Genomic DNA, 24,432 nt, shown 5'->3' on the forward strand with positions numbered 1-24,432 from the left:
CCCGAAAGGAGGAAAACAATGGCTAAAGTGATGCGCGCAATTATCGTCGGGGGAGGCATTGGCGGCGCAGCGACTGCGCTCTCGCTGGCTCGCCAGGGCATTAAAGTGATGTTGTTGGAAAAGGCGCACGAGATTGGTGAGATTGGGGCGGGTATTCAGCTCGGCCCCAACGCCTTTTCCGCGCTGGATAGCCTGGGTGTGGGCGGCGTAGCGCGTCAGCGCGCCGTCTTTACCGATCACATTACCCTGATGGATGCGGTCAATGCCCAGGAGGTGGTGCATATTGAGACCGGGCAAGCATTTCGCGATCACTTTGGCGGTCCCTATGCGGTTATCCATCGGGCGGATATCCACGCCTCTGTTTGGGAAGCGGTATTGACCCATCCGGATGTGGAATACCGTACCTCAACGCAGGTGGCGGGTATCAGCCAAACGGTGGACGATGTGACGGTATTTGATGAGCAGGGTAATCGCTGGACGGCGGATATTCTTATCGGCTGCGATGGCGTGAGGTCGGTGGTGCGGCAGTACCTGCTGGGCGATGCGCCGCGGGTGACCGGACATGTGGTTTACCGCGCCGTGATTAATTGCGATGAGATGCCGGAGGATTTACGCATTAACGCGCCGGTACTGTGGGCGGGGCCGCACTGCCATCTGGTGCATTACCCGCTGCGCGGCGGGAAGCAGTATAACCTGGTGGTGACGTTCCATAGCCGTCAGCAGGAGGAATGGGGTGTGAAGGAGGGCAGTAAAGAGGAGGTACTTTCCTATTTTTCCGGTATTCACCCGCGTCCGCGCCAGATGCTGGATAAGCCGACCTCATGGCGCCGCTGGTCAACCGCCGATCGTGAACCGGTGGAGAAATGGGGCAACGACCGTATCACGCTGGTGGGAGACGCAGCGCACCCGGTGGCACAGTATATGGCACAGGGAGCCTGCATGGCGCTGGAGGATGCGGTAACGCTGGGTAAAGCGCTGGAAGAGCATGGAGGGGATGCGGCAAAAGCGCTTGCCCTGTACGAGTCGGTACGTATTCCACGCACGGCGCGCATCGTCTGGTCAACCCGTGAGATGGGCCGTGTTTATCACGCCGCAGGCGTTGAGCGCCAGGTGCGTAATCTGTTATGGAAAGGCAAATCTCAGGCGGAATTTTATCGCGGAATGGAATGGCTGTACGGCTGGAAAGAAGAAAACTGCCTGCAGCCGCGCTGAGAGAGAGGCCCTGCCCAGGCCTCCGCTAGCGCATGGGCCAAACCGGTGCGGCCTAATCCTCTCAATATGCAGACGAAAAAAAACCTGCTGTAACAGCAGGTTTTCTTGAGTTTGGTCGGCATGAGAGGATTATGCGCATCTTCGATGCTTGCCCTGCGGGCCGTTGCTAAAGCAACGTGGTCTCACTACGTTCGGCTCAAACCTCCTTCGGAGATTCTCATCCTCTCGACGTGCAGACGAAAAAAAACCTGCTGTAACAGCAGGTTTTCTTAAATTTGGTCGGCATGAGAGGATTCGAACCTCCGACCCCCGACACCCCATGACGGTGCGCTACCAGGCTGCGCTACATGCCGACGCTATGAAAAATCATACTACCGATTCCCGATGTTAATGCAAGCGCCTCGCCACTTGATTGCTTTAGTTTTAAGCAGTTAGTTGGCGATAAAGCGTTTTACATCGGTCAGCACCTGCAGCAGCAGAGCAAGCTGCGGTTTCTCGTCTTTTATTTCTTCGCCGTTCTGATCGTAGACGCGATAGTTGCCGCTGTTGTCCAGCATCAGCGTCTGCGTCGGCGTAGTGATCACCAGCTGATTGCCATCGCCGGTGGCGATCCAGTCGTTGCGGCGCTGGGCGGTGAACAGATCTTCGCCCTGCGAATAGTCTTTCGGCGCGGTTTTCACGTGCAGCAACCGTTGCATCAAGGTGCGCATCACGTCGTTATGGCCGGTCAGCTTGCTGATGGTCTGCGCCGGGGTGCCCGGCCAGTGGATCACCAACGGCACCTGCAGTTGCGCCTGGTTGAAGGCAGTGCCGGCGCCCCATTGGCCTTTGCCGCTGTCGTTGAATTCGACGCCGTGTTCGGCGGTGATCACCACCACGGTTTTGTCCAGCAGACCGCGCTGTTTCAGGGTATCCAGCACCTGGGCTATCTGGGCATCCACGTCTTGCGCGCCGGTGCGATAGCGTTGGATAAAATCGGCCGGCGCCGGGGTTTTGTCGCCTTCGGCCGGCTCGGCGCCGCTGAAGTTGATATAGGAGAACCACGGCTCTTTGCCGCCCTGATCCGTCAGCCAGCGCTGCCATTGCTGCGTGGTTTGCGCGTCGCTTTGCGGCGCCGGCGTCGGCAGCGAGAAGTCGGTCAACAGGGCCTGGCGGTACAGGCTGGCGTTGAAACCGTCGGAAGAGAACAGCCCCAGTTGGTAGCCCTGATCGCCGAGCGCGTTGAGCAGCGCCGACGGCTTGCGGCCGGCGAGCACGCTGTCCAGATAGGTCGGAGAAATGCCGTAGAACAGGCCGAACAGCCCGGTGTCGGCATGATTACCCGAGCTGTAGTGATCGCTGAAGCGCACGTTTTCCTGGGCGAAGCGCGTCAGCGCCGGCATGTCCTGCGCCACGTCTTTGGCGCGAATGCCGTCCACCACGATCATCAGCAGGTTATAGCCGCTGCCTTTATCGCCGTAGCTGAGATCGCTGAGCGGATACTCCACCGCCACCGCTTCCGGGTTGCCCTGTTGCATCAGGCGGCGCTCATACTCTTGCTGGTCGAGCAGGCCGTGTTTTTCGAGGAACTTGCGCGCGGTCATCGGGTACGAGAGCGGCAGATTGGCTCGCTGCATGGTGATCGGGCGATAGAAGTTGGCGTCAGCCCAAATGTAAATCAGGTGCGACGCGAAAAAGGCGCTGATAAACAGCGCCGCCAGCGGTTTGCCGAAGCGGCGGCGGTTCAGGCTGCGCAGCTTCTGCCAGCTCCAAGTGCCGAACAACATCTCCACCAGGAAGATCACCGGCACGCAGATAAACATCAGCTGCCAGTCGCGCGACAGCTCACTCTGGTCCGGGTTGACCACCAGATCCCACACCACCGGATTGAGGTGCAGGTGGAAATGGGAGAACACTTCACTGTCGACCAGTAACAGCGTGAGCCCGATGGTGGCCAGCGCGGCGGAAATAAATCGCAGCAGCCGCTGCGACATCACCACGAAGGTGAGCGGGAAAATCACCAGCAAATAGCCGGCGAACACGATAAAGCTGAAATGCCCCAGCAGGCTGACAAAGGCATAGACCCGGCCCAGCAGGGATGCGGGCCAGTCGGTAACAAACAGGTAGCGGCTGCCCAGCCCAAGGGCGAGCAGGATGTTGAATAAGGCGAACCAGTGCCCCCAGCTGATCATCTGGGAGACTTTTTCACGATAACGCTGACGGTTTGTCACCATAAGTCAATATTAATGTGCTTTGTCTTCACGGACAGAAGCCTGCAGGGCTTCCGCGAACGATCTTGCCAGGGTTTTCCGCTGCGCGGGGGCAACGCTGGTGTTGATCAAATTAGTGACCATGTTGCCCAGCACCATCAGGGAAAGATCGGTGGGGGTATGGTGTTTTTCCAGAACATTGACCAGCTCTGAGAGCAGTTGTTCAACGTGTTCGTCACTGTAACGGGATGATTGTGGCATAAAATTGCGCTTAGTAATCTGCAAAGTGCCCTATCTTACCGTATAGGGCAGTGATTTTCCGCTCTTTTATCACTTCCTGTCATTTGGGGAAGGGGGCGCCCGTGGCGGGGCTGCTCCTCGCAGCGCCTTTCCGGTTTGCCGCGGTTTTTAGTATTGCAGGTCGGGGCCTTCAGTGTTTGAATACGCGCCTAAAGAACAGGAGGATTTACCATGAGTCTGGATATCGACCAGATCGCTTTGCATCAGTTGGTGAAACGCGACGAGCAAACGCTGGACGTGGTGCTGCGCGATTCCTTGCTTCCTACCAACGCGGCGGTGGAAGAAATGATGACGGAACTGCATCGCGTCTACAGCGCCAAGAGCAAGGCCTTAGGCCTGTTCAACGAAGGTAGCGAGCTGGCGGAAGCGCTGCGCACCTGCCGCAAGGACGATAAGGACTTTCTGGCCTTCAGCCGCGCGGCGACCGGCCGCCTGCGCGACGAACTGGCGAAGTATCCGTTTGCCGAAGGCGGCGTGGTGCTGTTCGGCCAATACCGTTATCTGGCGGTGGAGTACCTGCTGATCGCGGTGCTGAACAGCCGTAACAGCATGCGCGTCAACGAAGAGCTGGATATCAACACCACGCACTATCTGGACATCAACAACGCCGATATTGTCGCGCGCATCGATCTGACCGAATGGGAAACCAACCCGGAATCGACCCGCTATCTGACCTTCCTGCGCGGGCGCGTAGGCCGCAAGGTCGCCGACTTCTTCATGGATTTCCTGGCGGCGTCCGAAGGGTTGGACACCAAGGCGCAAAACCGCGGGCTGCTGCAGGCGGTAGACGACTACTGCGCCGATGCGCAGCTGGACAAGAACGAGCGCCAGTCGGTGCGCCAGCAGGTGTACAGCTACTGCAACGAACAGCTGCAGGCCGGCGAAGAGATTGAACTGCAGGCCTTGTCGCAGGAGCTGTCGCCGCTCGGCGAGAAAGACTTCATGCAGTTCTCCAGCGAGCAAGGGTATGAGCTGGAAGAGAGCTTCCCGGCGGATCGCGGCACGCTGCGCCAACTGACCAAATTTGCCGGCAGCGGCGGCGGCATCAGCCTGAACTTCGACGCCATGCTGCTGGGCGAACGCATTTTCTGGGATGCGGCCACTGACACGCTGACCATCAGAGGCACGCCGCCGAACCTGCGCGATCAGCTGCAGCGCCGGACCGGCAGCGGCAAGTAAGCGTGCCGAATCGCAGACAATAAAAAACGCCGCAATTGCGGCGTTCTTTATTTCGGCGTCCCGAAAGGTTCGAAAACGTAGCGATTAAACGCGAACGAAGTCGATGTGAGCCAGTTTTGGCTTGAACGGGTGACGCTGTACAGCCTGAACCTTAACTTTGGTTTCTTTACCGTCGATAACCAGAGTTACTGCTTCGCTGTAGAATTCTGGTTTAGCTTCCATGTTCTTAACAGAATCATGGTCCAATTCGATGGAAACTGCAGCTTCTTTGCCACCGTAAACGATAGCTGGGAATTTGTTTGCTGCACGCAGGCGGCGGCTCGCACCTTTACCCTGGTCTTTACGTACTTCTACATTGATAGTGAACATTGTTTTTTCTCTTAAAAGAAAATTTACCCTGCTACAGGCGACCCAAGTAGCAAGTTCGGAAACCCGCTTTAACGCTGGGCAGGCCCAGGTAAAGCGCGCGGCATTTTAACGGAAAGCCGCCCGCAGGGCAACGAAAACCTGCCCAGGTTGGGGACAGTTCGCTCAGGCCAACTGATTGGCGCGGCGGAAACGGCCTTGATAATCGAACACTTTCTCACGCACCTGCCAAAACTGCCCGCGCTTGCGCGCCACCACGAAATCCGGATGGCGCAGCGCCTGCTGTTGCGCCAGCACGTCGGCGGCGGTGTGCCAGGCGAACGGCACGCCCGGCGCGCGCTGATGCGGGCGCAGGAACAGCATCTCGAACGCTTTGCGCTGCGCCGGCGTCTGCAGGCGGAAGCGCTCGCTGGTGCTGGTGCCGTCCTCGTCGTAATAGGTGGCCTTCAGCCATTCGCCCTTGTCGTCGCGGCCGCTCTGCAGTTCCATGCCGCCGCAGCGCAGCACCAGCGCGTCTTTCAGCTTCAGCGCCGCCTTCAGCATGTCATCGGGATCGACCAACACTTCCTGACATTGATGGCAGCGGCGTGCGGCGATATCGTTCTCCGCGCCGCAGTGCGGGCAACTCTTGAACCGGAAGCGGTAATCGCACTGCTCGCGGTGGCCGTCGTCGTCCTCCAGCCAGCCCTGGCAGCGGCGGCCGTAGTGCTCGATGATATCGCCGTTCTCGGTGCACTTGCCCCAGAACAGGTTGGCGAAGCCGCAGGCCGGGCAGAATACCTGCACCGGCTGGCTGTCGCCGTGCGGCTTGCTGACGCCGACTTCCGGCGTGAACAGATCGTGCGGGTTGCCGGTGTAGTCGAGGATCAGGCAATCCTTTTTGTCGGGCGCCAAACGCAGCCCGCGCCCGACGATCTGCTGGTACAGGCTGACGGACTCGGTGGGGCGCAGGATCGCGATCAGATCGACGTGCGGCGCGTCGAAACCGGTGGTCAATACCGCGACGTTGACCAGATAGCGCAGCCGCTGCTGTTTGAACGCGTCGATCAGCGCATCGCGCTCGGCGGGCGGCGTTTCGGCGCTGACCAGCGCGGCTTCGCCGTTCGGCAACAGGCCGTGGATCTCGCGGGCGTGTTCGACGGTGGCGGCGAAGATCATCACGCCTTTGCGATCCTCTGCGTACTCCACGATCTGGCTGATGATGTGCGGCGTGACGCGGTTTTGCCGCTTCAGCTCGCGGTTCAGATCCGCTTCGCTGAACAGGCCGTTGCTCCTGGCCTCCAGCCGGCTGAAGTCATATTGCACGATCGGCATATCCAGCCGCTCAGGCGGCACCAGGAAGCCGTTCTTAATCATGTAGCGCAGCGGCAGCTCGTAGATGCAGTCGCGAAACAGACTGGCGCCGTCGCCGCGGGTGAAGCCATGGTAGTGATACTGGTAAATCCAGCCCTTGCCCAGTCGGTAAGGCGTGGCGGTCAGCCCCAGCAGCCGCAGCTGCGGGTTGGTTTTCTGTAAATGCTGGATGATTTGCTGGTACTGGCTGTCGTCGTCGTCGCTGATGCGGTGGCATTCATCGACGATCAGCAGCGAAAAGGCGCCGTCGAACAGCGGCAGGTTGCGCGCGACGGACTGTACGCTGCCGAACACCACCTTGCCGGCGCTCTCTTTCTGCTGCAGGCCGGCGGCGAAGATATCCGCTTCCAGGCCGTAGGCGCAGTATTTGGCGTGGTTTTGCGCCACCAGTTCCTTGACGTGCGCCAACACCAGCACCCGCCCGCGGGCGCGCTTCGCCAGTTCGGCAATCACCAGGCTTTTGCCGGCGCCGGTCGGCAGCACGATCAGCGCCGGTTCGGGATGCCGCCGGAAATGGTTGATGGTGGCTTCGACCGCTTCCAGTTGGTAGGGGCGTAGGGTAAAGGCCATAAATGAACGCCGTGGGTTGAGATGGGCCGTCGGGAAGCGGTTGTGTCACCTCGGTTCCCACAGAAACCGTGACACTCTGCTCCCCGGACAGCCGAAAAATTTCTATTATTATGCCTTCTGAGCGCGCGCGGTGCGAGGAGCGTGAAAATTACCTCTGTCGGGCAACGCGTTGTGCCGCTATACTCGTGTGACAGCAATCGCTGTTCCCCCACGCGATTCCCCCCCTGAACCTGCCATTTGCACCCGGTGCAACGGCGGGCGTCATATTTTGGCAATACGATCAATGCGATCATAACAACGACAGGCAAAGCAGATCCCATGCGATTGGACAAGTTTTTATCTCAGCAGTTAGGCATTAGCCGTGCGCTGGTTGCGCGCGAACTTCGGGCTAAACGCGTCACCGTGGACGGTGAGGTAGTGAAGAGCGGGGCTGTCAAACTGACCCCGGAGCAAGAAGTGGCGTTCGACGGCAATCCGCTGCAGCAGCAGAACGGCCCGCGCTATTTCATGCTCAACAAACCGCAGGGCTACGTTTGCTCTACCGATGACCCCGATCATCCGACGGTGCTGTATTTTCTCGATGAGCCGGTCGCGTACAAGCTGCACGCCGCCGGGCGACTGGATATCGACACCACCGGGCTGGTGTTGATGACCGACGACGGCCAGTGGTCGCACCGCGTCACGTCGCCACGCCACCACTGTGAGAAAACCTATTTGGTGACGCTGGAGCACCCGCTGGCGGAAGACACCGCGCAGCGTTTCGCCGAAGGGGTGCAACTGCACAACGAGAAAGATCTGACGCGGCCGGCGACGCTGGAGCAGGTCGACGAGCACGTGGTGCGCTTGACCCTCAGCGAAGGGCGCTACCACCAGGTGAAGCGGATGTTCGCTGCCGTCGGCAATCGGGTGATCGAGTTGCACCGCGAGCGCATCGGCGCCATCGTGCTGGATGACGATCTGGCGCCGGGTGAATACCGCCCACTGACCGAAGAAGAGATCGCCAGCGTGGGCGCGCCGCACCTGCAGGACTGATAACCGATCATCGATTGCGGCCGATTAAGGAGTCGTGGAACGTGCAACAGAACCGAACCTCTCATCTCGGTTTGATTTTCATTCTGGGCCTGTTGTCCATGTTGATGCCGTTGGCCATCGACATGTACCTGCCCAGTATGCCGGTGATCGCCGCCCAGTTTGGCGTCGAGTCCGGCAGCGTGCAGATGACGCTCAGCGCCTATATGCTCGGCTTTGCCTTCGGGCAGCTGTTCTATGGGCCGATGTCGGACAGCATCGGCCGCAAGCCGGTGATCCTGTGGGGTACGCTGATCTTCGCCATCGCCGGCTGCGCCTGCGCCATGGCGCAATCGATCGATCAGCTGATCGGGCTGCGTTTCCTGCACGGTTTGGCCGCCGCCGCCGCCAGCGTAGTGATCAACGCCTTGATGCGCGACATGTTCACCAAGGACGAGTTCTCGCGCATGATGTCGTTCGTCATTCTGGTGATGACCATCGCGCCGCTGCTGGCGCCGATGATCGGCGGGGCGCTGCTGCTGTGGTTCAGTTGGCACGCCATCTTCTGGACCATGGGCGCCGCGGCGTTGATCGGTTCACTGCTGGTGGCCCTGTTCATCAAGGAGACGCTGCCGAAAGAACGGCGACAGCGGTTCCACCTGCGCACTACGCTGGGCAACTTCGGTTCGCTGTTCCGCCACAAACGGGTGCTGAGCTACATGCTGGCCAGCGCCTTCTCGTTCGCCGGCATGTTCTCGTTCCTCAGCGCCGGGCCGTTCGTCTACATCGAACTGAACCACGTTTCGCCGCAACACTTCGGCTACTATTTTGCGCTGAACATCGTGTTCCTGTTCCTGACGACGCTGATCAACAGCCGCAACGTGCGGCGGTTCGGCGCGGTCAAGATGTTCAAGCTGGGGCTGCTGGTACAGCTGGCGATGGGGCTGTGGCTGCTGGCGGTGAGCGCTGTCGGTCTGGGTTTCTGGGCGCTGGTGATCGGCGTTGCGGTCTATCTGGGGTGCATCGCGATGATCTCCTCCAACGCCATGGCGGTGATCCTGGATGATTTCCCGCATATGGCGGGCACGGCTTCTTCCCTGGCCGGTACGTTGCGCTTCAGCATCGGTGCGCTGGTGGGAGCGGTGCTGTCGATGGCGCCGGGCAAAAGCGCCTGGCCCATGGTCACCTCGATGGCGCTGTGCAGCATCGTGGCGGTGCTGTTCTATGTTTACGCCAGCCGGCCGCGCGATCGCGCAGCCTGACGTTCTCCCGATTCGGGGCGTTTTGCCCCGCATCGCCTTAGGGTTGCGCCTTGCCATTTCAGGGTGCAACTGGCAATGAAAGATTTGTTGCTAAATATACGCAAGCTAATTAATTGGCCGTTTTCCCCTCTGTGTGCTTTTTGTTAAAAAATTCCGCCATCGTGCCGCCCAATATTCCCCGGGAGGCGCGGCGCTCTGTCGGCTGAACAGCGTGAGCGGTTTGTATTAGGATTGATATAAATCAAGCTATTAGAAGAGACAGTTGCGCTAACGTGGTGGGCTAAATGTTTCTTCATTGTAAAAATATGGCGACGGAAAAGTAGTCGCATTGCAAGAAAAAAGAGTTGAGATCGCTGCGGGAAAGGGTTACATATAACGCAAAAATGCGAGCTGAGTCGCAAAATGCCGTGAAATAACACCGCACGGCGCGCCAAAAAATGGCACGGCATCGGCAAGCACGGGGTCAGGTTAATGGCTAGCGGCAAAATTTACATTTAAATAACATTTGTGCGCGGCAGAGTCGGGAGTCAGCGGCTATAACTTAGTAACCCTGTCAGGTAAAAGTGTTTCACCTTTTCAATCTAGGGATTTCATGTGGAGAGTATCCAACTTTCGGTAGTGCATCGCTTGCCGCAAAGTTATCGTTGGCTATCTGGTTTCACCGGCGTGAAGGTCGAACCGATTCCGTTTAACGGAATAGACGAAGATAACAACCTGATTGGTCTGAAGTTACTCAGCCATGAAGGGGCCGAGGCCTGGCAGGTCATGCAACAGCTCAATCTGTCGCTGCAGGAGATTCAGGTCGACTGCGCGATTGTTGAATGGGAAGGGGAACCTTGCCTGTTCGTGCAGCGCAGCGACGAGAGCGCCACCATGTGCCGCCTGAAAAACGTCGGCGCCGCGATCGCCGAACCGCTCAGCGCGCAATACCCTTTCTAAATTCGCCGCTAGTCCGCCAACTGCAGCAGTTGACGGGTATAGTCGGCGGCGGGCGCCGCGAAAATCGCCCGGCAGTCTCCCTGTTCAACCACTTCTCCCTGTCGCAACACGATGACCTGGTGGCATAGCGAACGCACCACCTGCAGGTCATGGCTGATGAAAAGATAAGCCAGCCGGTGGCGTTGCTGCAGCGATTTCAGCAGCGTCAGGATCTGCGCCTGCACCGATTTATCCAGCGAAGAGGTCGGCTCGTCGAGGATCAGCAACTGTGGCTGCAGGATCAGTGCGCGCGCGATGGCGATACGCTGGCGCTGGCCGCCGGAGAACTCGGTGGGATAGCGGTGGCGCAGCTGCGGATCCAGCCCGACCTCCTGCAACACCGCGATCACGCGCTGTTCCCGCTGCTCGGCGGTAAGCCGCTGGTGCACTTCCAGCCCTTCGGCGATGATCTGCTGTACGTTCAGGCGCGGGTTCAGGGCGGAATAGGGATCCTGGAAGACGATTTGCATTCGGCTGCGGTAGGGCAGCATCTGCTTCATCGTGAGCGGGTGCAGCGGTTCGCCGTCGAACCAGATGGCGCCCTGAGAGGCCAGCAGGCGCAGCAGCGCCAGCCCGGTGGTGCTTTTGCCCGAGCCGGATTCTCCCACCAGCCCCACGCTTTCCCCGGCGCGCAGCTCGAAACTCAATGACTTCAACGCATAGTGATAATCCACCGTGCGGCGCAGCAGGCCGCGTCGAATAGGGAAGCGCACCTGCAGATTTTCCACCTTGAGCAGCGGCCGCTCGTCGCCGGGGCGCGCTTTGGCCGCGGCAGGCAACGGCAGCGGCTCACCGACGTCTTCGGCCGCCAGCAGCTGCTGCGTGTAGGGATGTTGCGGGCGGCTGAACAGCTGCGCGCGGGCGTTTTGCTCCACGCAGCGCCCCTGACGCATTACCGCCACGTTGTCCGCCAGGCGGCGCACGATATTCAGATTATGGGTGATAAACAGCAACCCCATGCCCATCTCCTGCTTCAGTTCTTGCAGCAGCGTCAGGATCTGCGCCTGGATAGTGACGTCGAGCGCGGTGGTGGGTTCGTCGGCGATCAGCAGTTTTGGGCGGGTCAACACCGCCATGGCGATCATCACGCGTTGGCGCTCACCGCCGGACAGCTGATGCGGGTAATCCTGCAGCCGGCTCTTGGCCTGACGGATGCCGACGCGTTCCAGGCACTCGACGATCTCTGCGCGCGCGGCTTCGCGCCGCAGGCCGCGGTGCAGCATCAACACTTCCGCCAGCTGTTTTTCGATGGTGTGCAGTGGGTTAAGCGACACCATCGGCTCCTGAAAGATCATCGCGATCTGATTGCCGCGCACCTTGCGCAGCGCCGCTTCCGGCGCATGCAGCAACGAGTCGCCGTTGAACAGGATATCGCCGGCAGGGTAAACCACCGGCGGTGCGGGCAGCAAGCGCAGTATCGACAGGGCGGTGACGCTTTTGCCGGAGCCGGATTCCCCTACCAGCGCCAGCGTTTCCGCCGGCGCGATTTGCAGAGAGAGTTCGTTGACCACCGGCGTGACGGTGTCGCCCTGGCGGAAGGCGATGCTGAGATCTTGAATTGCGAGCAAAGGAGTGGCCATATCAATGCGCCTTGCTGGGGTCAAAGGCGTCGCGCACCGCTTCGCCGATAAAGATTAATAACGACAGCAGCACTGCCAATACCAAGAAGGCGGTGATACCGAGCCACGGCGCCTGCAGATTGTTTTTGCCTTGCAGCAGCAATTCGCCGAGCGACGGCGAGCCTATCGGCAGCCCGAAGCCGAGGAAATCGAGCGACGTCAGGGTGGTGATCGAGCCGCAAAGGATAAACGGCAGGAAGGTCAGCGTCGCCACCGTGGCGTTAGGCAGCATATGGCGGGACATGATCACGCGATCCGGCACGCCCATGGCGCGCGCGGCGCGGATGTAGTCAAAGTTGCGGGTGCGAAAGAATTCGGCGCGCACTACGCCCACCAGGCTCATCCAGCCGAACAGGATGGTGATGCCGAGCAGCCACCAGAAATTGGGCTGGACGATGCTCGACAACAGGATGATCAGAAACAGCGTCGGCATGCCCGACCACACTTCGATAAATCGCTGCCCCCACAGGTCGAAACGCCCGCCGTAATACCCCTGGGTCGCGCCGACGCACACGCCGATCAGACTGGAAAACAGCGTCAACGCCAGGCCGAACAGCATCGAGATGCGAAAACCGTACAGCACCCGAGCCAGCACATCGCCGCCGTTGCTGTCGGTGCCCAGCAGGTTATGGCGCGAAGGCGGCGAAGGGAAGGGCACCTCGGTGGCGAAGTTGATGGTGTCGTAGCTGAAACGGATCGGCGCCCAGACCGCCCAGCCGTGCCGTTCGATCTGCCGCTGGACGAACGGATCCTGATAGTCGGCTTCGGTATTCAGTTCGCCGCCGAAGGCGGTTTCGCTGTAGCTAATCATAAACGGCAGGTACAAGCGGCCTTCATAACGCACCAACAGCGGTTTGTCGTTGGCGATCAGATCGGCGGCCAGGCTCAGGGTGAACAGCACCAGAAAGATCCACAGCGACCAGTAGCCGCGGCGATTGCGGCGAAAACGCGCCCAGCGCGCCTGGTTGATCGGGCTAAGGCGGCTCATTGGCGGGCCTCGAAGTCAATGCGCGGATCGACCAGGGTGTAGGTGACATCGCTGAGGATGTTCAACAGCAGGCCGATCAGGGTGAAGATATACAGCGTGCCGAACATCACCGGGTAGTCGCGCTGCAGCGTGGCGTCGTAGCCCAGCAGCCCCAGGCCGTTGAGCGAGAACATCACCTCAATCAGCAGCGAGCCGGTAAAGAACATGCTGATAAAGGTGGCCGGAAAACCGGCGATCACCAGCAGCATGGCGTTGCGGAACACGTGGCGGTACAGGATCTTTTTTTCGTCCAGCCCTTTGGCGCGGGCGGTGGTGACGTACTGCTTGCGGATCTCATCAAGGAACGCGTTTTTGGTCAGCATGGTCAGGGTGGCGAAGCCGCCGATCACCGTCGCCAGCACCGGCAATGTGATGTGCCAGAGGTAGTCGGCGATCTTCGCCGGCCACGAGAGGGTGTCGAAGTTGCTGGACACCAGGCCGCGCAGCGGGAACCAGTCGAGGTAACTGCCGCCGGCGAACAGCACGATCATCAGGATAGCGAACAGGAAAGCCGGAATGGCGTAGCCGATGATGATCAGCGTGCTGCTCCAGGTATCGAATGCGCTGCCGTTGTGGACGGCCTTGCGGATGCCGAGCGGGATCGACACCAGATAAATGATCAGCGTGCTCCAAAGGCCCAGCGTGATGGAGACCGGCAGGCTCTGGCTAATCAGTTGCATCACCGAAGCGCCGCGAAACAGGCTGTCGCCGAAGTCGAAGCGCATATAGTTCCACAGCATGGTGAAGTAACGCTCATGCAGCGGTTTGTCGAAGCCGTACCGTTGGGTGATCTCGGCGATCACCTCCGGATCCAGGCCGCGCGAACCGCGATATTGGCCGTCGCCTGCCGCGATGCCCGTCCGGGCATGGCCCAGGCCTTCGCCGACACCGCCGCTGCCAAAACCGCTGCCGTGCCCCAGCTCGATGGCGGCGATGGCCTGATCCACCGGGCCACCGGGCGCGATTTGCACGATAAAAAAGTTGATGGTGATGATCGCCCACAGCGTGGGGATCACCAATAACAGTCTGCGTATCAGATAGGCCGCCATTCCGACTCCTTATTGCCGCTGAGCCGGTAAGCGCGCCGCCTTGTTGACGTCGTACCACCAGTTGTCGAAGCCGATCGCATAGGCCGGGCGGATCGACGGCGTGGAGAATTTGTCCCAATAGGCATAGCGATCGTGGTTGGAGTACCACATCGGCAGCATGTAGTTGTTCCAGGTCAGCACCCGGTCCAGCGCGCGGCCGAGCGGCAACAGGGCTTTTTCATCGCCCTGATGGGCGGCGATTTGCCTGACCAGGCTGTCAACCGCCGGGTCCTTGACGCCGGGGGTGTTATAGCTGGAATCGATGTACTGCGAATCCCAAATGATTTGCAAGTTGGCGCTGGGGAACGGCATTGCCATATACACCGTCGACATCATGTCGAAATCGCGCTCGCGCAGACGGCGGGTGTACTGCGAGGCGTCAATCTCGCGGATTTGCATTTCGATGCCCAACCGCTGCAGGTTGTGGCGGAACGGCAGCACATATTGGAAGTTGCTGCCGCTCAGCAGCATCAATTCAAAGGTGAACGGCTGGCCGGTTTTCGCGTTGACTAACTTTTGATTTTTGACCACCCAACCGGCTTCTTTCAGCAGTTGGGTCGCCTTCAGCAGGTTTTGCCGATCGTTGCCGCTGCCATCGGAGGAGGGCGGTTGGTAGATGCTGGTAAACACCTCTGGCGGTATCTGGCCTTTGAGCGGCGCCAGCAAGGCCAGTTCAGCGGCGTCCGGGTAGCCGCGGGCGGCGTAGGCGGTGTTTTGGAAATAGCTGTCGGCGCGCTGATAGGCGTTGTAATACAGCGCTTTGTTCATCCAGTTGAAGTCGAAAGCCAGGCCGATCGCTTCCCGTACCCGACGATCGGCGAACAGCGGTTTTTGCAGGTTAAACGCCAGCCAGCGGGTATTCTGTGCCGCCTGATTGGTTTCGTCCTGTTTGATGATGTAGTTGCGCGCGAAATTACCACCCTGATACTGGGTGGCCCAGCTCTTGGGCGACGGCTCGATGCGGAAATCATAAGCGCCGGCCTTGAAGGCTTCCAGCGCCACTTTATCGTCCAGGTAATAATCGTAGCGAATGCTGTCGAAGTTATAGCGGCCGCGATTCACCGGTAGGTTGGCGGCCCAGTAGTCGCGCACCCGCTGATAGGTGATGTACTGGCCGAGGCGGTAATCGCCGATTTTGTACGGGCCGCTGGCGAGCGGCGGGGTGCTGAGTGGTTCGTTGAGCTTATGGTTTTTCCAGAAGCTTTCCGGCAATACGCGCAGGCTGAGCAGGCTGAGGATTTGATCGCGATTTGCCTTAGGCAGCTCGATGCGCACCGTCAGCCGGGAAATGGCCTTGACCGTGACGCCTTTGTAAAAGGAGCGAAACTGCGGTACGCCTTCGGTCATGAATTTATTGAAAGTAAAGGCCACGTCGGCGGCGGTGATCGGGCTGCCGTCCTGGAAGCGGGCGCGGGCGTTGATATCCAATTCCATCCAGCGCATGTCGGCCGGGAAACGGGCCGATTCGGCAATCAACGGGTAATAGCTGCCGGGTTCGTCGTCGGAGTTGGTGAACAGCGTATCGTACAGCTCCATCGTGCGCTCGCCGGGTACGCCGCGGGTAGCGAAACGGTTGAAGTTGTCGTAGGTGCCGATGGCCGCCAGCCGTACGTCGCCGCCTTTGGGCGCCGCCGGGTTGACGTAGTCGAAATGGCTGAAGTCGGTGGCGTATTTCGGTTCACCGAGCAGGGCGAAAGCGTAGCTTTCGTTGAGGGCTTCGGCCTGCAGACCGAAACTCAGTGCCGAGAGCACCAGAGCAGCGAAAATGCGCACGGACATCGGACGGTAAGCTCCTGCTGTGGAATAAGGTACAACCTGCGCCCAGCATAACATTCTTCGGGTGGGCGCAGGGTAAAGTTGCCTAAAGATTAACTATTTTTTTCCTGATAATCAAAGACCTGATTAGCATTGCAGTAAGCGACGAAATCATCGATGCTCAGCGGCTTGCTGAAGTAGTAGCCCTGCATGAAGTTGACGCCGTGTTCTTGCAGGAACTGCATCTGCTCGGCGGTTTCTACGCCCTCGGCCACCGTCAGCATTTTCAGCTTTTTCGCCAGCGAGATCACCGCATCCAGCACCGGCGCGGTGACCGTATCCTGGCCGATGGTGTTGACGAAGCCGCGATCGATCTTCAGGTAATCCATGGTGAAGCGCTCAAGATAGATCAACGCGCTGTGCCCGGTGCCGAAATCGTCCACCGCGATCTCGATACCCTGTTTGTGCAGCCAGTCGAACTCCGCCAGCGCGCTCTCTTCTTCCACCATGCCGCGTTCGGTGATTTCAAACACCAGCGTAAAGTAATCGCCCGGCAGCTGCGTCAGTAGTTCATACACGTCCTGATGGAACGACGGCGCGCTAAGGTGGGCGGGGGAAATATTGAGACCGACTTTGCCTCCCCGTGGCAGCGCTTTGGCGAGCTGCGGCGCATCTTCGGCGATCAGCCTGAACAGATGGCGGGTAAGCGGCACGATCAGCCCGTTGCTTTCGGCGTAGGGGATAAAGACATCGGGCGGGATGCGGCCCTCGAGCGGATGCTGCCAGCGGATCAGCGCTTCCAGCCCACCAATGCTGTTGCTGTCGGTATGGAACACCGGCTGGTATTCGATAAAGAACTCGTTGCGCTTGATGCCGCGCAGCAGCGCACGCTCCGGGCTTTGCCGCAACAGCAGCATATAGTAGCAGAGCACGCCAATCATCAGCGACAGCACCAGGCTGCCTAGCAGCGTCAGGCGAATGTCATTGGGCGTCAGTTTCTCGTTGTAGAACAGGATGGTCAGCGGCAGATTGGGCATCGTCAGGGTATCCGCCTTGCCTTTCGGCAGTTGATCGACCGGCATCAGGTTTGGGCTGAAGGTGGTCAGGGCGCGGTTGCCCATCACGATGGCGATGCCCGGCGCCTGTTCGTCATGCGAGGTGAACAGTAAGTAGGGCATCAGATCGATGTCCAACGTAGCGAGGATGCCGGTGGCCTTTTCGCCGGGATGCCGCAGCCAAACCGCAACCGCCGGTTTGTTCGGTACGATCGGCGTGCCCTGCTGCAGCTTCAGATCCAAAGGCAGATCCCAGTCGATTTCCTGGTAGAGATTTTTCATCGGCAACATCATGTCACCGGTGGCGGAAGAGCAATAGGCGTAGCCGCCTTTTACCAACAGGAAGGTGCGCACGCCGCTGGTAAAGGCCGCTTGGTAGGTAATATCCGACTGGCTGGAGAGGCAAGGCTTGTCCAGTAGCGGCATCATTTGCTGCATCACTGCCGTCAGGTGCGAGATATAACCCAGCGTGAATTTTTGCGTACGCGCTTCGACCTTGTGTTGATATTGCGTGCGCTGGTGGTTGATCAAAGAAAGCGTGACCGCAGTGAAGAGCGTAAAAAATACCAGGGCAGCGACACCGCTTTTAGCCAGGCTGCGCTGTCGGTGAGACACGCTGCGGGCAAAAGCTCTTTTCAAGCCCATAACCGAGTCCTCTGCAACCGGGCGTCAGGGGTGTCGCACAGCCAGTTAATGGATTGTGCCAACGGCTTTTTTTTCATTTTTGACTTTTTATCCCGAACCAACCGGCGGCGCCGTTTAAATACGCGGCGTCGCCGACAGAAATATAATGCGCCTATTTTAAGCGGAAACGTTTTAAATAACGCCGGGGCGCCGTTGCCGTCATCTGACGATAATAGGCGAGTTTTTCCTCGATGGCGCGATTTCCTGCCAACAGTTTATCAAAATAACGACGTGCGGCAGTGTTAAGTGGGGAACGGTGACGATAAGGCAGGGATCAATCTTGATGATACCCATTCGACAGCCAAAAAAAACGCCGCCCGTAGGCGGCGCTTATCGCTCGTTTGGTATTCAGGATCTTCAGGGCGTTGCGCCGTCAGCCGTTGGTCAACACTCGGCGTGCTTCTCGATAACGTTTATTCCAATAGTTATCGGTCAGCTTGGAAATCATGACGCCACTGCTGGTAGAAGCGTGAACGAACTGATCGTTACCTAAATAGATGCCGACATGGCGCCCGGTAGAACCGGCGCGGAACAGCACTAAATCGCCGGCGCGCAGCTTGGTGCGCTGGATTTTCTTGCCGAGATCTTCCTGTTCATAGGTAGAACGCGGTAAATCCATACCGAACTGTTCGCGGAAGGTGCGCTGTACAAACGCCGAGCAATCGATGCCGCGCTTGGTGTCACCGCCTAAGCGGTAGCGAACGCCTTTCCAGTCCGCGTACTGATCCATAATCTTTGACTTGACGTCAACGTTGCGGACCATCGCTTCGAATTCATCCTGAGAGGCTTGCAGTAAAAGACCGTCTTTGTCATTAACTGCACGCATCTCAGTTTGTGCGTTATTCAAGTTCGAAGTGTGAGTCGAGCTGCACGCTGACAGCATAACCGCAGCGGCAATTGCAGGGACTACCCGCAAAAAATATCTCAGAAACGGTTGAGATTTGACCATTGTTGTTGTTTTCCCTTGAAGTCCTTAACGACGAAAGTCGCTACCTGAAAAATGCCAAACGGAACGAGCCTAGTCCGCACCTGTTGCATCGACAACCAGTTACCGTTGAAAACGTGCGAGAACGCACATTTTTATCGGATTCCATACTGATTCGACTTAAACCAGGCACAAACGCATCTGAGATTACCGGAACAAATAGGGGATTGCGAGCCTTTTTCCCGTCTTTTTTATATGAATTTGTGATGTAACATAATGTAAATCTTCATATAAAAAACGCCAATTGTCCGATGTATGAATCTGGCGTGAAATCAGGTTGCAAAAGCGTTAACGACTGGTGGCGACATTTTGCGCTCGGCGAAGGGGGAAAGGCCGGGAGGCGGGCACCTCCCGGTATGAGTCATAAATGCATATTATGGTTGGCTGGGACGGTGCTTGCCGGGCAACAGGCGGTTCAACCGATCGACGATCCAGTCGCTGCAAGGCGTCATCAGCACCCAGCTGGCACCAACCAGCACCACGGACAGCGAGCCGACGGCGATATCGGTAAACCAGTGGGCGCCAATCATCACGCGTGGCAATGAGAAGACCAGCGTAATCAGCAGGGCGATGGCAAAGGCGCCGCGGCCGAAATAGCGCAGCATAAAGCAGGAAAAAATAATCAGCATCATGCCGTGGTCGCCGGGGAAGCTGTCGCCGGAAGCGTCCTTAGTGGGGATGCCGGTCAGTTCGCTGACGCGATTGATATTGTCAAAGGTCAGGGTGGGGCTCGGATGCTTCACCGGCAGCAGATGGCCAAGCTGGTTCAGCACCACGGCGGTCAGCAGCATCACCACGCCGGTGATCACCAGACGGCGGCGGCCGGCGGCGTCCTGCTTCAGATAAAAGTACAGATACAGCAGCCCCATGGCGAGCAGCGAGATCGCGTCGAACGCGCGGTTGTTGGTGATGGCGACCAGGTGCAAAAACGCCGGGTCGGTGGCCAGATGGCGGTTAAAGAAGAAGAAGATCGCCGAATCCAGGGTAAACCAGCCGCCGTGATTGGCCGGCAGGAACCAGGACAGAAACAGCGCAACGCCCAGTAAATTGAAGAAGAGAATGAAGGGTAAATTGCGGCGTGTCATGACATAAACCTGTTGGAAAAATGAAAACGAAACAAAACCCGGTTGCCCTGCGACAACCGGGGGGCAACGGTACGGGGTTTAACTTAAACGAATCTTAAACAAGGCGGATTGCAGGGCGTTCCAATCGGCATTTTCGCTGTGGATCAGTTCAATTCGGCTGTCGAGCGGTGCGAGCGGGCGGGTTTCGATGTTGAGATCCTGCCCCTGGCGATTGATCAGCAATGTGCCTTCGGGGATGCGCACCACGCCTTTGATTCGTTCGACCGGCGCCAGCCGCACCCACTCCATGAAACCGACGGTATCGAACCGGGTGTCGCCGTCAAAAATCCAGCCGCAGCTGGTGAAGCCTTGCCCTTCGTTCAGCGCTCGCCGCCAACGGGCGTGTTCCGGCAGCCGCAGCGCCGCCAGCCCCTGCTTTTTCGCCTGACCATGATGATGCTGCGCGTCCGGCAATTCTGTACGATTTGTGCGAGGAAGTGACAACAGCGCGACATCTGCTTCGCCTTGCGCGATGGCGTAGCAGGGCCGCTGCAGCGAATCTTGCGCCCTCCAGGCTTCCAGCGCCAGTCTGTCTTGCGGTTGATAGGTGTCGTTTTTGCTGGCCAGAATAACGTCGGCCGCGGCCAGCTGATCGCGGAAATTTTCGTTGTCGCGGTAGCGGGGTTGGCTAAGCTGGCGGGCATCCAGCAGGCACAGCGTGGCCTGCAGATCGATCCAGCCGGCATAGCTCTCCTGGGTCAGCAGTGACAGGATTTGCTTCGGGTGTCCTAGCCCGGTCGGCTCGATCAGCAGCCGGTCCGGTTTGGCCTGTTGCAACAGCATATTCAAGCCCATCTGCATCGGCAGGCCGTTGACGCAGCACATGCAACCGCCGGGGATCTCTTTGAGCACCGCGCCGCTGTCCGCCAGCAGCGCGCCGTCGATGCCGATCTCGCCGAATTCATTGACCAATACCGCCCAGCGTTCATGTTCGGGTTTATGAGCCAGCAAATGGCGGATAGTGGTGGTTTTACCGCTGCCGAGGAAACCGGTAATCAAATTGGTTTTGGTCATTAATCATTCCTGGCGCAAAAATTAACCTGCTTAATAAATGAGTTACGCAGCCGTATCGGTGAAACGACCGCGATTTAATTTGTGCTCTATCTCGCAAATTTTGCACGTCACCCTGCGCTTTTCAACCGATAAAATCCACCTTTCTTTGCAAGAAAATTCTTAGATAAAACCCTGTATTAGATACGGTTAACTTTTGTTAGTAGCTTGTTTTTACATTGTTAATGACGCGATTAACGATCAAATCCTGTCCCTTTCCTTGCGATTATTCCTAACAAGATCCTCTATGGTTAAATTGGCTTAACTAAAAATGAGGTTGCCATGAATACCTTTCGGTTATTTTTGATCGTAGGAATGTTGTTTTCATGGACGGCAGTGAGTCAGGCAGGAGTGGCCGGCGGGGTAATTCGCTTCGTCGGCTCTATCGTTGAAAGTCCTTGCACGGTCAAGATTGCAGATTCTAAGGCGAATACGCAATGTTACCGCAACGGCCAGCATTATCAGGCCCAGCAAGCGTTGTCAGGTTTTGATACTACACGCAAAGAACTTCCGCTGAATCTTGGCACAACCGAAATGAAGTGGGTAGACCAACAGAAGAAACTTGCTGTTATGACGGTCGTTTATCGTTAAGTCGTTCCGCCATGCCGGCGTAACGTTACGCCGGCATGGTTATTCTCGGTCTTGCAGGCTCCTCACCGCATCACCCACTCCTTCACCGTTTCACGCGCACCGCGATCGCGCAGTGACAAATAGGCTTGCGTCACTGCGTCGGTAAACCCCCCATGCGTCGCCAGCGCTTCGCCGAACACCGGTTTGAGCGCCAGCAGCGCCGTTACGCGCCGCCGATCGTCCGGCGTGGCGGCGACAGTCTGTTGCAGCACGTCTGCCAGCGGATCGCGAATGTCGATCGGCTGTCCGGCGTCATCGACGCCGCCGATGTAACGCATCCAGCCCGCCACGCCCAGCGCCAGCCCGCTATAGTCGCCGCCGTGCCGCAGATGCCAGCGCACGGCATCCAGCAGACGCTGCGGTAGCTTCTGCGAACCGTCCATGGCGATCTGCCAGGTGAGGTGTTGCAGCGCCGGATTGCTGAAGCGCGCGATAAGCTGTGCGGCGTAGTCGGCCAGACTGATGCCGGTGACGCTCAGCGTCGGGGCCTGTTCGTCCAGCATCAATCGCAGGGCGGCGCGACGGTAGTGCTCATCCGCCATGCACTCGTTGATATAGCGGTAGCCGCCCAGGTAGCCGAGATAAGCCAGGAACGAGTGGCTGCCGTTCAGCATGCGCAGCTTCATGTGTTCAAACGGCAGCACATCGCTGACCAACTGGGCGCCGGCCAGCTCCCACGCCGGGCGTCCGGCGACGAAGTTGTCTTCCACCACCCATTGAATGAAGGGCTCGCAGGCGATGGCGCATTCGTCGCGCACGCCGCCCAGCGCGGCGGCGATCTCATCCAGCGTGGTCGGCGTGGCGGCCGGCACGATGCGGTCCACCATGGTGCAGGGGAAGGTGGCGGCGGCGACGATCCAATCGGCGAGCGACGGATCCCGCGCCTGCGCCAGATCGAGCACCGCCCGACGCAGCACGTGGCCGTTCTCCGGAATATTGTCGCAGGAGAGCAGGGAAAAGGCGGGCAGGCCGCGTTCGCGCCGCAGCCGCAGCGCCTCTACCACAATGCCGGGCACGGTCTGCGGCTGATGCGGCGCCGCCAGATCGGCGACGATCCCCGGATGCTGCCAATCCAGTTGCCCGTTGCCGGGCTCGATGCAGTAGCCTTTTTCGGTGATGGTCATCGAGACGATTGCCACCTGCGGCTCTGCCAGCTTCTCCAGCACTGCGGCGATGCCCTCCAGCTTGCGGTGCAGGCTTTCATGCACCGCGCCGATCACAATGGCCTGATGGCCGTCCGCGCCTTTCTCCAGCACGCTGTACAGATGATCCTGCTGCCGCAGCGCCTCAAACAGCGGCACGCCGCCAGACAGGCTGATTTCGCAAATGCCCCAGTCGCCGCCCTGGGCGTTCAATACCCGATCCGTCAGCAGCGCTTGATGTGCGCGGTGAAACGCGCCGAAACCCAGGTGCACGATACGGCTGCGCAGGGCACGGCGATCATAGTTCGGTTGCCGGACGGTGCCCGGTAGCGGGGTGTTGGCGATCGTTTTCATCTCATCTCCAAAGCGTGTAGGACAGCTGGCGGGCCACTTGCATCAAGTTAGCGGACCAGTTTGCCGCCGTATGGGCAGGGTGGCGCCGGCGATAAAAAACTGCGACCAGTGTAGGTCTGTCGACAGGTTAAAGGAATTGGTCAGTCCAAAATAAGCCAAAATCGTGAAGTGGATCAACCAATGCGCGGTTCACTTTTGACAGCGCGTTGCGAAAGAGTACCTTAAAGGTAACTGACATCTACGTTAAACTGGTATAACAGCATCGCGATGCGAGACAGGCATAAGGACAAAACATGGAACAAACATGGCGTTGGTATGGCCCGAACGATCCGGTCTCTTTGGATGATGTGCGTCAGGCCGGGGCGACCGGAGTCGTGACGGCGCTGCATCATATCGCGAACGGCGAAGTCTGGCCGATTGATGAGATCCGCGCGCGCCAGACGTTACTGGCGGAAAAAGGACTGGTGTGGTCGGTGGTGGAGAGCGTGCCGGTGCATGAGGAAATCAAAACTCACAGCGGTGACTGGCAGCGGCATATCGCCCATTACCAGCAGACGCTGCGCAACCTGGCGGCCTGCGGCATCGATACCGTCTGCTATAACTTCATGCCGATCCTCGACTGGACGCGCACCGATCTGGCCTATTCGCTGCCGGACGGCGCCAAAGCGCTGCGTTTCGATCAGATCGCCTTCGCCGCGTTCGAGCTGCATATCCTGCAGCGCGTCGGCGCCGAGGCGGACTATACGCCGCAAGAGCGCAGTCAGGCGGCAGCCTATTTCGCCGCCATGAGCGAGGAGGAGAAAGCCACGCTGACCGGCAATATCATCGCCGGCCTGCCGGGAGCGGAAGAAGGCTATACGCTGGATCAGTTCCGCCGCCGCCTGGCGGAATACGACGGCATCGACAAGGCGCAATTGCGCGAAAACATGGCGGTCTTTCTGCGCGCCATCGTGCCGGTGGCGGAAGAGGCCGGCATCCGGCTGGCGGTGCATCCCGACGATCCGCCTCGGCCGATCCTCGGCCTGCCGCGCATCGTCTCCACGATTGAAGACATGCAGTGGCTGAAGCAGACCGTCGACAGCATTCATAACGGCTTCACCCTGTGCACCGGTTCCTACGGCGTGCGCGCCGACAACGATCTGGTGCGGATGATTGAAACCTTCGGCGATCGCATTCACTTCACCCACCTGCGCGCCACCTGCCGCGAGGAGAACCCGAAAAGCTTCCACGAGGGGGCGCACCTGCAGGGCGATGTGGACATGGTGGCGGTGATCGAAGCGATCCTGACCGAAGAGCTGCGTCGGCAACGGGCCGGCGATCGGCGGCCGATCCCGATGCGCCCCGATCATGGGCATCAGATGCTGGACGATTTGAAAAAGAAAACCAATCCGGGCTATTCGGCCATCGGGCGGTTGAAAGGGCTGGCGGAGTTGCGCGGCGTCGAGCTGGCGCTCAAGCGGCGTTTTTTCCCGGAGTTGCCGTAGCGGAAAATGAAACGGGGC

The 24,432-nt window shown here is 58.9% G+C and carries 20 protein-coding genes, 1 tRNA gene and 1 other RNA gene; 7 read left to right on the plus strand and 15 right to left on the minus strand.

The features are described from left to right. Window positions 1-18 precede the first annotated feature (18 nt). Window positions 19-1,212: a 3-hydroxybenzoate 6-monooxygenase gene (locus RE418_RS14170; RefSeq protein WP_043136451.1), complete on the plus strand. Its 1,194-nt coding sequence runs from the start codon at window positions 19-21 to the stop codon at window positions 1,210-1,212. Window positions 1,213-1,324: 112 nt separating this feature from the next. On the opposite strand, the gene RE418_RS14175 is transcribed toward RE418_RS14170, so the two are convergent. From RE418_RS14175 to RE418_RS14190, 4 genes are all read right to left on the minus strand, one after another. Continuing rightward, window positions 1,325-1,453, minus strand: a non-coding RNA gene (locus tag RE418_RS14175) — RtT sRNA. 35 nt (window positions 1,454-1,488) lie between these two features. After that, window positions 1,489-1,565, minus strand: a tRNA-Pro gene (locus tag RE418_RS14180). A 78-nt stretch (window positions 1,566-1,643) separates the two neighbouring features. After that, window positions 1,644-3,425 (minus strand): LPS biosynthesis-modulating metalloenzyme YejM, encoded by a 1,782-nt coding sequence (yejM, locus tag RE418_RS14185; protein WP_025303564.1) that lies wholly within the window; start codon window positions 3,423-3,425, stop codon window positions 1,644-1,646. Window positions 3,426-3,434: 9 nt separating this feature from the next. Then, complete coding sequence (locus tag RE418_RS14190) at window positions 3,435-3,662, minus strand: YejL family protein (RefSeq protein ID WP_004935782.1); 228 nt, start codon at window positions 3,660-3,662, stop codon at window positions 3,435-3,437. A 210-nt stretch (window positions 3,663-3,872) separates the two neighbouring features. On the opposite strand from RE418_RS14190, the gene yejK reads away from it, so the two are divergent. Further along, on the plus strand, window positions 3,873-4,880 hold the full coding sequence (gene yejK / locus RE418_RS14195) for a nucleoid-associated protein YejK (RefSeq protein WP_025303563.1): 1,008 nt from the start codon (window positions 3,873-3,875) through the stop codon (window positions 4,878-4,880). Between the two features lie 84 nt (window positions 4,881-4,964). On the opposite strand, the gene rplY is transcribed toward yejK, so the two are convergent. Both rplY and RE418_RS14205 read right to left on the minus strand, forming a co-directional pair. Next, window positions 4,965-5,249, minus strand: a complete 285-nt coding sequence (gene rplY / locus RE418_RS14200; RefSeq protein ID WP_019453645.1) for a 50S ribosomal protein L25 — start codon at window positions 5,247-5,249, stop codon at window positions 4,965-4,967. A gap of 162 nt (window positions 5,250-5,411) precedes the next feature. Further along, a complete protein-coding gene (locus RE418_RS14205) occupies window positions 5,412-7,169 on the minus strand; it encodes a DEAD/DEAH box helicase (RefSeq protein WP_089181139.1) in 1,758 nt (585 codons plus the stop codon). Window positions 7,170-7,487: 318 nt separating this feature from the next. Here RE418_RS14205 and rsuA point away from each other — a divergent pair, with 318 nt between their 5' ends. The 3 genes from rsuA to RE418_RS14220 all read left to right on the plus strand — a co-directional run bounded on the left by rsuA (window position 7,488) and on the right by RE418_RS14220 (window position 10,378). Further along, a complete protein-coding gene (gene rsuA / locus RE418_RS14210) occupies window positions 7,488-8,201 on the plus strand; it encodes a 16S rRNA pseudouridine(516) synthase RsuA (RefSeq protein ID WP_025303560.1) in 714 nt (237 codons plus the stop codon). Between the two features lie 41 nt (window positions 8,202-8,242). Then, window positions 8,243-9,439, plus strand: a complete 1,197-nt coding sequence (locus tag RE418_RS14215; RefSeq protein ID WP_025303559.1) for a Bcr/CflA family multidrug efflux MFS transporter — start codon at window positions 8,243-8,245, stop codon at window positions 9,437-9,439. A gap of 594 nt (window positions 9,440-10,033) precedes the next feature. Next, complete coding sequence (locus tag RE418_RS14220) at window positions 10,034-10,378, plus strand: YejG family protein (protein WP_004935763.1); 345 nt, start codon at window positions 10,034-10,036, stop codon at window positions 10,376-10,378. An 8-nt stretch (window positions 10,379-10,386) separates the two neighbouring features. Here RE418_RS14220 and yejF read toward each other — a convergent pair whose 3' ends face one another. From yejF to RE418_RS14260, 8 genes are all read right to left on the minus strand, one after another. Beyond that, window positions 10,387-11,997 (minus strand): microcin C ABC transporter ATP-binding protein YejF, encoded by a 1,611-nt coding sequence (gene yejF, locus RE418_RS14225; protein WP_043136443.1) that lies wholly within the window; start codon window positions 11,995-11,997, stop codon window positions 10,387-10,389. 1 nt (window position 11,998) lies between these two features. Beyond that, window positions 11,999-13,024, minus strand: coding sequence for an ABC transporter permease (locus RE418_RS14230; RefSeq protein WP_089181138.1), 1,026 nt, complete (start codon window positions 13,022-13,024; stop codon window positions 11,999-12,001). Beyond that, window positions 13,021-14,112, minus strand: a complete 1,092-nt coding sequence (locus tag RE418_RS14235; protein WP_025303556.1) for a microcin C ABC transporter permease YejB — start codon at window positions 14,110-14,112, stop codon at window positions 13,021-13,023. The genes RE418_RS14230 and RE418_RS14235 overlap by 4 nt, the downstream gene beginning before the upstream one ends. A 9-nt stretch (window positions 14,113-14,121) precedes the next feature. After that, a complete protein-coding gene (locus RE418_RS14240; RefSeq protein WP_025303555.1) occupies window positions 14,122-15,930 on the minus strand; it encodes an extracellular solute-binding protein in 1,809 nt (602 codons plus the stop codon). A gap of 89 nt (window positions 15,931-16,019) precedes the next feature. Beyond that, entirely contained in the window at window positions 16,020-17,606 is a 1,587-nt protein-coding gene (locus RE418_RS14245) for a cyclic di-GMP phosphodiesterase (RefSeq protein WP_025303554.1), read from the minus strand. Between the two features lie 412 nt (window positions 17,607-18,018). Next, window positions 18,019-18,594: a bifunctional murein DD-endopeptidase/murein LD-carboxypeptidase gene (mepS, locus tag RE418_RS14250; RefSeq protein WP_025303553.1), complete on the minus strand. Its 576-nt coding sequence runs from the start codon at window positions 18,592-18,594 to the stop codon at window positions 18,019-18,021. Between the two features lie 410 nt (window positions 18,595-19,004). Then, the gene (locus tag RE418_RS14255) at window positions 19,005-19,715 is read right to left on the minus strand and encodes a phosphatase PAP2 family protein (protein ID WP_025303552.1); all 711 of its coding nucleotides are present in this window, start codon (window positions 19,713-19,715) and stop codon (window positions 19,005-19,007) included. Window positions 19,716-19,793: 78 nt separating this feature from the next. After that, complete coding sequence (locus RE418_RS14260; protein ID WP_089181137.1) at window positions 19,794-20,768, minus strand: GTP-binding protein; 975 nt, start codon at window positions 20,766-20,768, stop codon at window positions 19,794-19,796. 318 nt (window positions 20,769-21,086) lie between these two features. Here RE418_RS14260 and RE418_RS14265 point away from each other — a divergent pair, with 318 nt between their 5' ends. Beyond that, window positions 21,087-21,395 carry a type 1 fimbrial protein gene (locus RE418_RS14265; RefSeq protein WP_004935734.1) on the plus strand — a complete coding sequence of 103 codons (309 nt, stop codon included), beginning with the start codon at window positions 21,087-21,089 and terminating at the stop codon, window positions 21,393-21,395. A 62-nt stretch (window positions 21,396-21,457) separates the two neighbouring features. Here RE418_RS14265 and RE418_RS14270 read toward each other — a convergent pair whose 3' ends face one another. Next, on the minus strand, window positions 21,458-22,930 hold the full coding sequence (locus RE418_RS14270) for a mannitol dehydrogenase family protein (protein ID WP_089181136.1): 1,473 nt from the start codon (window positions 22,928-22,930) through the stop codon (window positions 21,458-21,460). A 293-nt stretch (window positions 22,931-23,223) separates the two neighbouring features. On the opposite strand from RE418_RS14270, the gene uxuA reads away from it, so the two are divergent. After that, on the plus strand, window positions 23,224-24,414 hold the full coding sequence (uxuA, locus tag RE418_RS14275) for a mannonate dehydratase (protein ID WP_049205260.1): 1,191 nt from the start codon (window positions 23,224-23,226) through the stop codon (window positions 24,412-24,414). Window positions 24,415-24,432: the final 18 nt, after the last annotated feature.

The organism is Serratia sp. szju, assembly GCF_044594185.1.
In the GTDB taxonomy this organism is placed as follows: Bacteria; Pseudomonadota; Gammaproteobacteria; order Enterobacterales; family Enterobacteriaceae; genus Serratia; species Serratia bockelmannii.